At 40.8% G+C, this 14206-nt stretch carries 6 protein-coding genes; 1 reads left to right on the top strand and 5 read right to left on the bottom strand.

Translation table 11 applies throughout. From position 1 onward, the window contains the following. Positions 1-66: 66 nt before the first annotated feature. Together pnp and rpsO are read right to left on the bottom strand one after the other, a co-directional pair. Positions 67-2154, bottom strand: a complete 2088-nt coding sequence (pnp, locus tag ACS125_RS05820) for a polyribonucleotide nucleotidyltransferase (protein WP_171056879.1) — start codon at positions 2152-2154, stop codon at positions 67-69. Between the two features lie 258 nt (positions 2155-2412). Next, positions 2413-2682: a 30S ribosomal protein S15 gene (gene rpsO, locus ACS125_RS05815; RefSeq protein WP_002114951.1), complete on the bottom strand. Its 270-nt coding sequence runs from the start codon at positions 2680-2682 to the stop codon at positions 2413-2415. Between the two features lie 210 nt (positions 2683-2892). Here rpsO and ACS125_RS05810 point away from each other — a divergent pair, with 210 nt between their 5' ends. Further along, positions 2893-4191, top strand: coding sequence for a serine hydrolase domain-containing protein (locus ACS125_RS05810; protein ID WP_004794967.1), 1299 nt, complete (start codon positions 2893-2895; stop codon positions 4189-4191). 700 nt (positions 4192-4891) lie between these two features. Here the strand turns inward: ACS125_RS05810 and recD are convergent. The 3 genes from recD to ACS125_RS05795 all read right to left on the bottom strand — a co-directional run bounded on the left by recD (position 4892) and on the right by ACS125_RS05795 (position 14089). After that, positions 4892-6643, bottom strand: coding sequence for an exodeoxyribonuclease V subunit alpha (recD, locus tag ACS125_RS05805; RefSeq protein WP_443271017.1), 1752 nt, complete (start codon positions 6641-6643; stop codon positions 4892-4894). Positions 6644-6751: 108 nt separating this feature from the next. Then, the gene (locus ACS125_RS05800) at positions 6752-10450 is read right to left on the bottom strand and encodes a UvrD-helicase domain-containing protein (RefSeq protein WP_443271015.1); all 3699 of its coding nucleotides are present in this window, start codon (positions 10448-10450) and stop codon (positions 6752-6754) included. Between the two features lie 3 nt (positions 10451-10453). Continuing rightward, on the bottom strand, positions 10454-14089 hold the full coding sequence (locus tag ACS125_RS05795; protein ID WP_443271013.1) for an exodeoxyribonuclease V subunit gamma: 3636 nt from the start codon (positions 14087-14089) through the stop codon (positions 10454-10456). Positions 14090-14206 lie beyond the last annotated feature (117 nt).

Here is a 14206-nt window from a genome sequence, read left to right as displayed (position 1 = left end):
ATATTACTTGCATCATGCCATAAAAAAAGTCCGCATCAAGCGGACTTTTTCATGTCACTAGAACAATTATGCTTGTTCAATGTCTTTCATAGTCAATTTAATACGACCACGATTATCAACATCAGCAACTTGTACTTTCACTTCCTGACCTTCTTTAAGAACGTCAGTTACGTTCGCAATACGTTCATTTGAAATTTGCGAAATGTGAAGAAGACCATCAGTACCCGGCATGATATTTACAAACGCACCGAATTCTACAATACGGATTACTTTACCGTCATAGATCTTACCTGGTTCAACTTCAGCAGTAAGTGCTTGAATTTTTGCAATCGCAGCACGAGCAGCAGCTTTAGTTTCACCAAATACGCGAACTGTACCGTTATCTTCAATATCAATTGCAGCTTTAGTTTCTTCAGTAATGGCACGAATCGTTGCGCCGCCTTTACCAATAACATCACGGATCTTGTCTGGATTGATGTTAATCACTTCAAACGTCGGTGCATGAGCACTGATTTCAGCACGAGCACGTGAAATCACTTTATTCATTTCATTAAGGATGTGCATACGACCAGCAAATGCTTGGTTTAATGCAACTTCCATAATTTCTTCAGTAATACCTTCAATCTTGATGTCCATTTGAAGCGCAGTAATACCGTTTGCAGAACCTGCTACTTTAAAGTCCATATCACCTAAGTGATCTTCGTCACCCAAGATGTCAGAAAGTACTGCAAAACGCTCGCCTTCTTTCACTAAGCCCATTGCGATACCAGCAACTGGTGCTTTAAGTGGAACACCCGCATCCATAAGTGATAATGAAGCACCACATACAGAAGCCATTGAAGATGAACCGTTAGATTCAGTAATGTCAGATACGATACGGATTACGTACGGGAAGCGGTCAGCAGCAGGAAGAACAGCTTGAACACCACGACGAGCTAAACGACCATGACCGATTTCACGACGCTTAGGGCCAGATTCACGACCAGTTTCACCTACAGAGTATGCAGGGAAGTTGTAGTGCAACATGAAGTTGTCAGTTTTAGTACCTGACAATGTATCAACCATTAATGCATCACGAGTATTACCCAAAGTTGTTGTTACCAACGCTTGAGTTTCACCACGTGTAAATAATGCAGAACCGTGAGCGCGGTCTAATACACCAACTTGAACGTCGATACCACGAACAGTTTTAGTATCACGGCCATCAATACGTGGTTTACCTGACAAGATGTTGTCACGTACTGTACGGTATTTAAGGTCTTCAAATAATTCATTTACTTCGTCAGCAATACCAGTTTCGTCATTTTCAGGAACGAACTGAGCTACAGCTTCTGCATAAAGTGCATCAAGTGCTGCATAACGGTCTTGTTTAACCGCAATTGTATATGCTTCAGAAATTTTAGCTTCGAAAGCTGCTTTTAATTGCTCAAGAAGTGCTTCGTTTTTGCTTGGAGCAACCCAAGTTGATTCAACTGCACCAGCAGCAGCAGCAAATTCTTTAATTGCTTGAATCGCGATTTGCATTTCGTCATGACCGAAAAGCACAGCACCAAGCATTTGGTCTTCTGAAAGCTCTTTCGCTTCAGATTCAACCATTAATACAGCAGATTCTGTACCAGCAACAACAAGGTCAAGATCACTTTCTTTCAACTGTTCAAAGTTCGGGTTAAGAACATATTCACCGTTGATTAAACCAACACGTGCGCCACCGATTGGACCACGGAAAGGAGTACCAGCAATAGATAATGCTGCTGATGTACCAAGCATTGCTGCAATATCAGCATCCATAGTTTTGTCAGAAGAAACAACTGTTGCTGTTACTTGGATTTCGTTGAAGTAACCTTCTGGGAACAATGGACGAATTGGACGGTCAATAAGACGTGAAATTAAAGTTTCAGCTTCAGAAGCACGGCCTTCACGCTTACCGTAACCACCAGGGATACGACCAGCTGCATATTGTTTTTCTTGATAGTTAACTGTTAACGGGAAGAAGTCTTGACCCGCTTTTGCTTTAGGTTGAGCAACAACTGCAACTAAAACAGTTACGCCACCCATTGTAATTAAAACTGTGTTTGCTTGACGTGCAACGCGACCCGTTTCTAAAACGACTTGATGTTGACCGAATTGGAATTCTTTACGAACGATATTAAACATTGACATGTATTGTATTTTCCTAATTTTATTCTAGTGAGACCCCTAAGGTTTGGCATTCAGACTACAACTGTTGGTAGATAAATGACAAAGCTTAGAAGCCATCACACTAGGCCAAAAATTTTAAATAATATTAAACGCAAAGAAGGAGCGCACAAGCGCCCCTTCTAAACATCACTTAACCTAAAATTAAGTGAAACTCTCTTTTCAGCGATAAAGCATTGCGACATGCGAAATAGCGAAAACAAAGTGAAAATCGAATTAACGACGTAAACCTAAAGCACCGATCAAAGCAGTGTAACGACCGTGGTCTTTACCATTTAAGTAGTCGAGCAATTTACGACGTTGGTTAACCATACGAATCAAACCACGACGGCTGTGATGGTCGTGTTTGTGAGCTTTAAAGTGACCTTGTAAATCATTGATTTGAGCAGTCAATAAAGCTACTTGTACTTCTGGTGAACCAGTGTCATTTTCAGCGCGAGCAAATTTAGCAATGATCTCTGCGCGGTCTGCATTAGTTAAAGCCATTCGATTTCTCCGAGATGCTTAAAAAAGTAAACGATATGAATCAGTTGAGGCAACTGACTGCCGTGCATCACTACAGCAAGTTGCCTATTTTAAGGTATCTATAGGTGGATTGCAAAATAGTTTTCAGTAACTTGTCATTTTAGACACTGACACAAGCATACTAACCCTGCACACTAGCTTTGAATAAAAAGAAAGAAGCGCGAGGGACGTGTGAAAATTTTTTCAACCAACACTTGTCCAGTACCGGACAATATTGAGCAAGTTATTCGTCGTCAAGATGAAGTTGCTGCTGAACAGGGTGGAATGACTGAGCGCCAGGTTCAAAAAATCTGGAACAGTATAGAAGCACTATATAAAACCGGAAATTATCCACTCATTACCTTCTGCTTACGTAGACAAGGTAAAATTTTGCTGAACAGAAGCATTGGATATGCTCAAGGGAACTCTCCGGCAGGATTACAACAGAATGCTCTGATTGCGACTCCAGATACACCCGTTTGTCTGTTTTCAGCATCGAAGATGATCACGGCCATGCTGATTCATCTACTAGATGAAAAGGGCGAAATCAATTTACTTGATCCTGTGAGCTACTATATTCCGGAATACGGCGTAAATGGTAAGCGCCGTGCAACACTCTTTCATTTATTAGCACATCGTGGCGGCATCCCCTATATTGATGGCGATGTCACGCCCGAACTTCTATTTGATAAAGACGAAATTTTAAAACGTTTATATGCTGCCAAGCCTGTATCTCCGGCTGGTAACCATCTTGCTTATCATGCGGTTACGGCGGGTTATATTTTAGGAGAAGTCATTGAGCGAGTGACTGGGCAAGATTTACGTGAGTTTGTGCATCAAACTATCGAAAAGCCAATGGGAATGCCTTATTTCAATTATGGCTTAAAACCAGAATACCGCTCAGAGGTAGCCTTAAACTGTGCAACGGGTCTACACCCTCGGCTTGGTACAGATCATTACCTGAACCATGTATTAGGTGGAGGGTTACAACTTGCAGTTGATGTGACTAACGATAGTCGTTTCATGGACACAATTTGCCCAGCCGGCAACATTTATACCAGTGCAGAACAAGCTGGACGTTTCTTTGAAATGCTTTTAAGTGGTGGAAGCTATGGCGGTCAGCAAATCTTCAGTGAGAAAACGATTTTCAGGGCAACACTGCCGACCACAGGCGTTAATATTGACCGTACTTTACTCATTCCAATGCGCTATGCCTTAGGTCCAATGTTAGGTAGTAATCCTATAGGCCTTTTTGGTCCAATGACGGGGCAAGCTTTTGGTCATTTAGGATTCTCCAACATTTTATGTTGGGCCGACCCTGAAAGAGATATTAGTGTTTCTTTATTAACAACGGGCAAATCGGTCGTGGGCACTCACCTTCCTGCTTTAGCCAACGTGCTTTATCAGATTTCAACCCAATGCCCACGCATTCCTAGAGATCAGCGCCGATCTTTGTTTGGCAGCGACGCTCATGAAACGAACTTAGTGTAAATCAAATAAAAAACCCAAGCATTTCTGCTTGGGTTTTTTGCGCTGTAGTTTTTGTTTATCGTGTTATTTCTATTTTTATTATCGTTGGTGAGATGCTAGTCACATCCTTCTTGTTGTTTTAACTGACTTCCGTTGTTTTGTTTCTATTTCCTTATGTGATGTATTGTGACACATCCAATTATGAAGAAAAGTAGTATTTTTCTTATCATCATGTAAGAAAAAACGTACAGGTCTGTCTAATATTTAATAAATAACGGTTTTTGCCCCATTATCGTACAGTTCTGTATAACATTTAACTTAACAATTCACAGGAAAAATGGCTGTTTAAAAATCATATTACAGATAAATATATTGATATTATTGATATAAATTTTTAAAAGAAATTACATTCAATATTGGCTTAAATCCGAACTTTTCTGATAATTTTTAGAAGTAAATAAAATTGAGAATATAAAAAAGCCCTGTAGTCTCTCCCAAAACTACAAGGCTTAGCGGCTGTAAGTTTCCTCTTTATACACCTACGTCATTGTAAGTTCGCAGTCTCTCGACTTAAGCTATTATTATTGTGCGATTTTGCCCGACATTCCTTGCCAAGCTCGTTGTGCGTTTATAATCTCAAAAACGTGGGGTGTACTCTAGCAGCAAATATCTCGAATCTATGTAAGCTTTTTCTTACAAGGATAAAAATATTAAGTTTGGCTTAACGAACTAATCGATTAACTTTCTGAACTAAACCACTTTTTCGTGTCGTACGAACTGTAAAGGACTGTAGTAAAGCTTCGGGATGAACCAAAAGACTTACTACTTTTTTAGCGCGTGTAATCGCAGTGTAAATAAGCTCTTGGCTTAATAAATTCTTTGCGGCTTGATCTAAAACGACAGCAGTGTGTGTAAATTCAGACCCTTGCGATTTATGAATTGTTAAAGCGAAAGCACTTTGAATACTTTTAGGTAATCGATTTGCAGCCACCCATTTATTCAAACTTGGAAAATATACTTCAAACTGCTGAGGTTGAGTTCTGTGTTCAAAACACAGACCAATGTCACCATTTGAAATACCGAGCTGATAGTCGTTATAAGTCATCATTACCGGACGACCGACATACCATCCCCCTGCTGTCACTATTGAAAGTTGTTGCTGTATCCAACGCTGCGCATATTGATTTAACTGCTGTAACCCAAATGGACCATGACGAACAGCCGTTAAAATACGGTAGTCATCAAATGCTTTTACTACGTTTTGGACCTGTTCAATTGAACGCTCTTCTTTTAAATAATTTTTCAGGCTTTTTACATAGCTTTGGAAACCGAGCATGAGCTTCTGATAATAAATTTCGACTTCTGCGTGATTCCCTTCCGGCAAATACTCAAGCTGAACCACATCTGGCATGTCACTTTGTAAAACTATAGGCTTTAATTCAGAAACCTCAACAATATCAATTTCAAACTGTTGCAAAACAGCTGCATGATCCTGTTGATAGGTTTGTGCCTGAATAAATTTAGCAACCTGCCCAATCAACGCCCCTTCAGCAAAACGGCGACTGGTTTGTAATTGTACCCTGTTGTCGGCCAACGCCTGTATTTGTTGCAAGTCAGCAAGTACCGCTCCGACGTCCACGGAAGCGAGCTGATTTGCATCTCCTAATAAAATAATTCGACAAGACTCTGGCACCGCCTCAAATAGAAGAGTAGCTAGATTTAAATCCAGCATGGAAGCCTCATCCACGACAATCACGTCATAAGGAAGCGGTTGTTTTTGATTAAACCGTGGTGTTTGACTATGTCCCATCCCTAATAATCGGTGAATGGTTTGTGTTCCCTGATTCCTTAGCTCTTCGCTAATTAATCCAGACTCAAGCAGTTTAGGGTCATTAAACGAGTTCTGTAAGGCTTCTTGCATGCGCTGTGCTGCTTTACCTGTTGGAGCAGCCATCGCTACACGAATATTCGGAATCGCTTGGCTAAGTACAGCAATAATACGTGCAAGCGTATAGGTCTTACCCGTACCTGGCCCACCCGTAATAATACTCAGGCTCTGCCGAGCAACCATTTGTAAAGCCGCCTGTTGATGCGGGTCTGTGAGTAAGTCTAAGTGGTCATCACAAGATACAGGTTGAATTAATTGTTGTTTTAATCGACAAATTTGTTCTGCAAGTCGTTGCTCTAGGTGCCAATATCGGTATAATGCCAACCCCTGCTCATCGTAGACGCATGGGGCAACATTTGAGGTTGCTTGATCGGCAGATATAGCAAGCTGACCAAGTGCTGCAATTTGCTCAAAACTGACATCGATACAGCTATCGCCTTGTAAGCTCGCTTCAATAAGCTGCTGCAAGTAACAAGTGGCTTCTGACACTTGCGATTGCTCAGTAAATGGAGCCTGATTTAAGAAGTTACTCCACGTTGTTAACCAGCTTAAATCGGCCTGTTCAGAGCTATTTAGATTGTCCACACACTTATCCACCTAGTTTTCCACACGCTTGTCCACATGGTTATAGACAGGCTTATCCACATGCCAAATATTTGTTAATATTAAAATTACATACTTTATCAGCATTTTTCATGCAATTTTATCCTCAGCAAAATACCCTAAAATGGCATCAAGACGCAGAATAAACTCAATGCTAGGCTGCCAGTAATAATAGCCCTGCTCAGCTTCACCATTCATGCCACGTAAATAAAGATAAGTTGCCCCACCTAAGTGTTGCTCAATTTGGTAATCCTGCATTTTGACTTGCAAATAGCGATGTAATGCAACGAGATATAAACCAGCCTGTAGCCAATAACTTGCTAAAGACATGCTTTGAGCAATGCTATCACTACGATAATCTGCAAGATCATCACCTAAGTAATTACTTTTATAATCGGCAATGTGGTAACGCTGTCCATCAAAATAAACCAAATCGATAGAACCATTGAGGTAACGCGCTGAACGTGCTTCAAGTAATTCAGGCATATTCAAACCATACTCAGCGAAAAGCTGCTGAATACGTGTCATCGCTAGAACCCGATCTGACAATGCCAAATAAAAAGGAAACTCTGACAAATACTGCTCTTGTTGAAGCTGATTTAGTTGGAAACCTTGATAAAGTGGCGTTTGCAAAATGTCTTTCAGCCATTCTGCAACTGACTGGTAAAGCAGATTTTCGGCATCTTCCTGTTCTGGGAAGCTCTCGTTATATTTATTAAGTAAATCTTGCCAAAGACTACTATAGTCATTTTTAAAACGACGACGTATTTCACTTACCCAGTCATCTGAACATTGAAAATCGATATGCTCAAAGATTTCATGTAAGAAATTACCAGCAAGCGTTCCTCGCGGAAAGTTACTCTTGATCCAGTCAATCGGCTGAGCACTGATTGCTTCAGCAGTATGAATTAAGTCCAACTCATCTTCTGCTAACACAGCATCATTGCTCTGACTGACCAATAAATCTGTGCCAGCCTTATGTTTTAAATGCTGTGCCAAATAACTGAAACTGGTTTTCCCTCTCGAATAAAAACGTTGTTCAGGAAACCGTTTTGCTTGTATTTCAATAACACTGGTTTGCTTGGTTAAATGAATTGCTTGTGGAATCTGTTCCAAAACCATTTCATCCGTACAGCAACGGTGTTGAAAAGGTTCAGTTCTATTTTTCCAAAATGCGAGACCTGATACCGATTTACCATCAATATCTTGTAAAACAGCATAGACGCGATGGCTTGCTCGCGTTAAAGCGACATACCAAAGACGATTCTGTTCAGCGAGTGCTCGCTCTTCATGTTGCTTAAGTTCAATCTCATTCAAATAAGTTTTGTCAGCAATCGCAACGACACGTTGAGTCAAAGTCTGGTTTGAGTCTGGTTTGACAATATCTTGGGTTGAAAAATTGAGTGTTTTATTATTTTCTCGAAAGGGCTTATCTGCACCTAATAAAAATACAATCTTAAATTCCAGTCCTTTCGACTGGTGAATTGTCATAAGCTGAACACCAGCTTCGCTCGATAATTTACGTTCTAACTCCCAATCACGGTCAAGAGGAGAACGTAACTGTTTGAGATACCAGTGATAAAGGTTCTGAGCGCCTGAGTATTTTTCACTGTGCTGACTCAAAATTTCAGTTAAATGACGCAAGTTCACCACAACCCGCTCATTATCTTTACTTTGAGCTGCAACCAAATTTTGCCATATATCAAACTGGATGAGGCATTGTTGCCATGCCACTAAAAAACCTTGAGCGGACCACAACTCTCTAATAGTATCAAAACCGGTCATAAACTGGCTTAACCCTTCGGCTGTCTGCTCAAGCTGCAAGAGTTGTTTTAAATCCATGGCAAATAGACGGCTAATTAAAGCTCGTTTCACTTTTGCCTCATCGTAAGGATGAAGTATGGCTGTCAACAAAGCACCAACATCTCGGGCAATCGTGCAATCGAAAACACTTCGTTTTGATGGCCTGTTAACCCGAATTCCTAAACGTTCTAGCTCAAATTGAACTTTATCGAGGCCATCATGATTACGGGACAATACCGCAATATCATCTTCGTTTAAGGTTTGAGTCTGAGTATCTTTTTGAAAATATAGTTGTCCAGCATGTGACTGGTTAAGTAGATCTCGAATCTTCCATGCAACTTGCTGAGCCTCTGTTTCTTTATCTTTGAGCATTAACCAGCGTAAAGGGTGAGGATTATGATTGTTCTGCTCAATTAATACAGGATGAGGCCGAGTTCCTGCTCGAATTGGGTCATATTGAACCTCTTCGCCGAAATCAATTTGTCTTTGAAATAAGGCATCGACCACTTCAACCAGATCTGCAACGGAACGATGGTTATGAATTAACTTATATTCACGACCATGTTTAGTTTGAATATCCTTATAGGCATTTAAGAAGGTGAGCATATCCCCACCGCGGAAACCGTAAATCGCCTGTTTCCGGTCACCCACCATAATCATGCAACCTTTTTGGTAGCGCTCAGGATGACGCCAAATGCTGGCGAGCATGTCGTCTTGATCTTGGTTGGTGTCTTGAAATTCATCGACCAGAATTAAGGGATAACGTGCCTGAACAAATACAGCAAAACGCTGCCCCTGCTCACCTTTTAAAGCTTCAGAAAGTGTACGAATTTGCTGAGAAAAAGTAGTTTCACCTTTATTTTGCAAAACCTGAGGTAAACGTTTTTTCACCTCTACACACAAATAGGCTTTTAAAAAAATATGAAGCTGGTCGAACTGCTCGGCGTAGTTTTTCAGCACACCAAATAGCTGTTGAATCTGTTGGATACAAGGATGTTGATAGAAATCATCTGAAATTTCAGCAGGACATTTCTTAAAAACTTTCTGATCGGCAAGTTGACCTAAAAACTTAAAAATAAGTTCTCGTTGTGCGGCTAATGACCCGTCAAAAACTAAAATAATATCGCTTTGCTTTAGAACTTGTAGTAGCTGCGGTAAACATTCACTAAATAGTTTATTAAATGCCCCATTTCTAAATACTGTCCCGCTCACATGCTTATAGTGCTCGCCATCAAGCAAGTAATACGGCTCTAAAAGGCTTAAGTCAATTTCTGTTGCTAACTGTTTGAGCTGTGCAAGTTGTTCAAATTGAATGGTTGGTTTTTCAGGAAGTTTAAAGTGAGCCGAACTAAAATTCAGTGAGTCTTCAACAAGTTTGACAAAACTATCGACACTCTTGAGTTCACCTGCCAGATATAACGCATCAATCACGGTCTGAGGTTGAGACTGTATCCATTCACGTAAAACATCATGAATTAGTTGTCGACTATAAGTTTTGGCATCATCGGTAATTTGAGCGCGTTCAATTTTGCCACTCTCAAAGGCAAACTCACGTAATAGTTTTTGGCTAAAGCTATCAAGTGTTCCAACAAATAACTCGTCTAATTGATCTATAACCAGTTTTAAACGTTCACACGCGTAGGCAATACGCGTCGCAAAATGCTTTAGAATATGTTGAAGTAATAAGTCTGGCTCTTGCTCGGCCTGTGTAATTAATTCGTGTTCTGTAAAACTACGCTTGGTCTCTAAGTAACGATACGTTTCGACCAAACGGGCGCGAATACGACTTTTTAACTCAGCAGCGGCAGCACGGGTAAATGTGGTCGCAATGACTTGTCTAGGCAAGTATTTTTCAAGAAAGATACGGACCATCAAACTTGATAAGGTATAGGTTTTTCCTGTACCTGCCGAAGCTTCAATTAAGTGTAAGCCACTAAATTCAATATCAATAATAGGTTGATAAGACACCTGTACTCTTGAGTTCATGCCTTACTCCGAATGTTGAAATTGAAAAACCGGATGATACAGATCATACGCAAACTCATCACAAGCATGTTGAAGCAAAGCTTGTGCATCTTGTTCTTGTAAAATAAAGCTCCAGTCTCGATGCAACTTGCAAGCTTCATTTTGAGTCATATCCATTGTGGTAAATGACCCTGTTTCATTCCAGTATTTTAACAGCTCAGCATAGCTCTTCTCATCCAGTTTTGCTTTTTCTGCCTGATTTGTTGTTTCCCACTGATATTCTTTGGCTTTTTCTAATGGTTTTAATAATAAGGCTGCTGGTAGAACCAATGGTTGTTGCTGTGCGTGGCGCCAGATTTTAAACCATGGTTGTAAATATTGCCGAGCTTGCTCAGAACTTACACCACTACAAATCACAGTTTGATCGCTAAAAACCACAATACGACGTTTTTCAGCTCCTGCACTTCCCTCATTCAAATAAGCTAACCAAAGTAGGTGTTCCAGCCAGACTTTAGCGCGTCTTTTTGCTCGGGCGCTTGAAGGTTCCATACTCACCCAATCCTGAGTTTCAGACTTTGGAACCGTAATATTCATATGAAGCTGTTTAGCAATGCGCCAAATACGCTGCGTGGTTTGTGTCACTGCGGGTGCATAATGATGTAGGCGTTCAAGTAAACATTCTTGCTCAAACACACCTTGTTGCCATGCGCTATATTTGACTTTACCTACAGGTAACTGATCAATTAATACTTCAGGTTGTGCTTGCTGTTCGGATTGCTGTAAAAAATGTCGAATCGCATAACGCCCTAAACCATCTAATAATAAAGGTTCATTTTGGTCGAGCACTCCGACACTTCCTAAGTTTTCTACCCCTAAAGTTTTCAAATATAACCGTGCAGGGAACGTCACATCCTGTATCCACTGCTGGCTATCTAAAACCAGCATATCAGGGGCTTGTAGCGGATAGGTCGTATTCGCCCAAGGTTGGCGGTTTCCTGAGACTTGCTGAATTTGTGAAGCGACCTTAAACCAGTGATCTTGATAACGGATCACACTTTTTTCTACAGTAAATCCTTTTGGGTCAAAGGGCTGTAAGTCATGTAAGTGATAGAGTTGTGTTAACTGTGATGGAATCTCAATTCCTTCAATAACTACATTTTCAGGTACGTCACCTTCAGCTTTCACAATCAGGGCAAGGTGTTCACAGAACTCTTGAAGAATACTGGAAGGTTCTCGCACCTCACCATCGTTCACATCAAAGCCGTTATAAAACAGCCATAAATTGTCTTGGGCCAATAATAAAGCATCTAAAAAAGCACCTTGATCATCTTCAAGTCGAGAGCGATCACCCAACTGTTGCCGCAGTGCATCCATTAAATCAAATGGCACATGGGTGTCACGGTTTGGAAATTGCCCTGCATCTAGATTTAGCATGACCATTAAGCGATAAGGTAATGGTCGAATGTGTCCAATTTGAGCAAAGGTAATTTGCCCTGTCGGTTCAGCTTGTGCACTTTGGCTTTCTAAAGTTCGTTGAATTTCTTCAATAATATAAGGCAGAGGCAAGGTAATTTTGCGCAAAGTTCCTGTTTCTGTCTCGGCGTAATAGCTTGCGAGTGTCAACATTCGTTCTTGTTTTTTAACAATTTCCCGCACAGCTTTTAAAGCTGCAACACCGACCTGCTCAAATTCAACAATATCTTTGCCTAGCACTTGAAGCCAATATTCAACCGTATAGACTTTCCCTTGTTCATGTAGAGTTAACCAATCACGGCGCTCATTCAAATCTTGATAAATCTGAATAAGTGTACCAACCAGCTCAAAATCACTGGGCTGAACTTTGGCATAACTCAAGACCTGATTAAACGTCGCATGTACAGGCACGGCAATACCAAGAGCCAATCGCTCTAATGCAAATTTAAAGCTATATCGGTAATCGTCATCCCCTTCACATAAACTGCGTTTGAGATGCTCTGCATCTAGCCCTCGTTTAAAGCCCGCATCGGCAAGTAAATTTAAAATTCGCTCAACCTGAACATACTCAAGTTCATAACGTTGCTGGGTCGCATGCAAACTTAACCAGTCAGCAAAATCATCAAAGCTAAAACGCCCCTGCATCAGTTGAATACGTCCAATCACGGCACGCCAAGCATTAAGTGCATCGAGTGATGCAACACCTGCGATTTTTACGGGCAAATGCACTCCCTGTTCAGTGGCAGTAGCGGGAAATACACTTCGAATTAGAGGCTCTATGTCGGCCAAATTAGGAACTAAAACTAAAATGTCGTTTGGACGGCGCGGCTGCTCATGTGGTTTAGCCAACCAACAGATTAATTGCTCTTTTAATACTTCAAGTTGACGTAGAGTCGAATGACAAACATGAATCTGAATAGAGTCATCATCGGAGGCAAGCTCATATTGTTTAGCTTGCGGCTCCACTAAATGCAAAATATCTGACTGAACTTTACCGAGTAAACTTTCAGGGAAATCATCCACAAAAGCATCAACCCACTTACCTTCTTCGCCCGTAGACAAATTCGATAATAGTGAAAAGTGGTCGCGGGCTTGTTTACCCAATCTGGTTAAAAGCGGATGTCTGGACTCACGCGCTTCAGCATTAAAGTTGAGCGTAAATTTATTAAAGAAATCGCTAATTTCAGCATCTGTTGCCTTTGGATTTTTCGTAATAAACCGCTCTTTTACCCCTAAGTCATATCGCTGCTTCCAGAGTGGGTCGACACTATCGGCCCAATATTCTTGTGAAGGGTTATAGTGCAAAATCAATACATCAATATATTGACCTAAACGGCGCAAAAACTGTAATTGGCTTGGCGGTAAATCTAACAACGTAAAGATCACCACTTGATTAGGTAATCTTGAAATAGCACGCTTACTACGGTCCGGATGATCTAAGTCTTGCCAAAACAACTCATCGATTTGCTGCATCTGCAAAAAGTCATCATGAAAATGTTGTTGCCATAACCAACGCTGCCAACGTTCTAGCTCTTGCGTTTGATGCAATGCAAAAGCAGTCACTTCTTCATCTTTTTGTACAATATACTTTTCAATATCTAGTGATCGGCCCTGCCCCCAAGCAGACAACCAGTTTTCTGGGCAAGTACAACTATTTTCACAACCACGCTGGCACTGTCCCCGATAAATCATATAGTTGCTAAATAGATCAGCAACCTGCTCAGCGACCCAATACAGCATTTTTTGTTTTTTTAATTGCTTATCTATGCCTTGTTCGAGTCGATCTGCACTGTCATAAATACGCTGAACAATAGAATGTAAAGGATGAGACGTGTCTATGCTCATCGTGTCAGGTTGAATAAATTCGTGTAGAGCCTGATGAACCCGCCATTTAAAAATCAAACGTGGAATGTTAGCTTTACGGACCTGTTCTTTATGCGCAGTTAAAACTTGCTGATAGGCATACCACTGGAAGCCGCGTACCCGTTGGTGAAACTGGTAATTGGCACTCATGCCTTGTTGTTCTGCAAGTTTTTGTATCAGCCACTGCTCGACCGCAGGACTTGGAACAATAAAATGCTGGGTTTTCAAAACCTGTAATGGATGCGTTGAAGCTTGAGATGTAGACGCCAATACACCTTGTAACAACACATCAATACGTTGACTTTGAATAACGTGGATCCCCATTTATTTCATTTCCTGCTTGCATAATTTATGCACAAAATCATAAACATTCATTACTATACAACTGAATCTGACTATGTCACGTTGGTTTAAACACAGCATAATCTAACTTTAAGTGTC

Source organism: Acinetobacter sp. PFS20, assembly GCF_052261015.1.
In the GTDB taxonomy this organism is placed as follows: domain Bacteria; phylum Pseudomonadota; class Gammaproteobacteria; order Pseudomonadales; family Moraxellaceae; genus Acinetobacter.
Note: the sequence above shows the minus strand (reverse complement) of the source record. Positions and strands in the feature narration are given on the sequence as shown.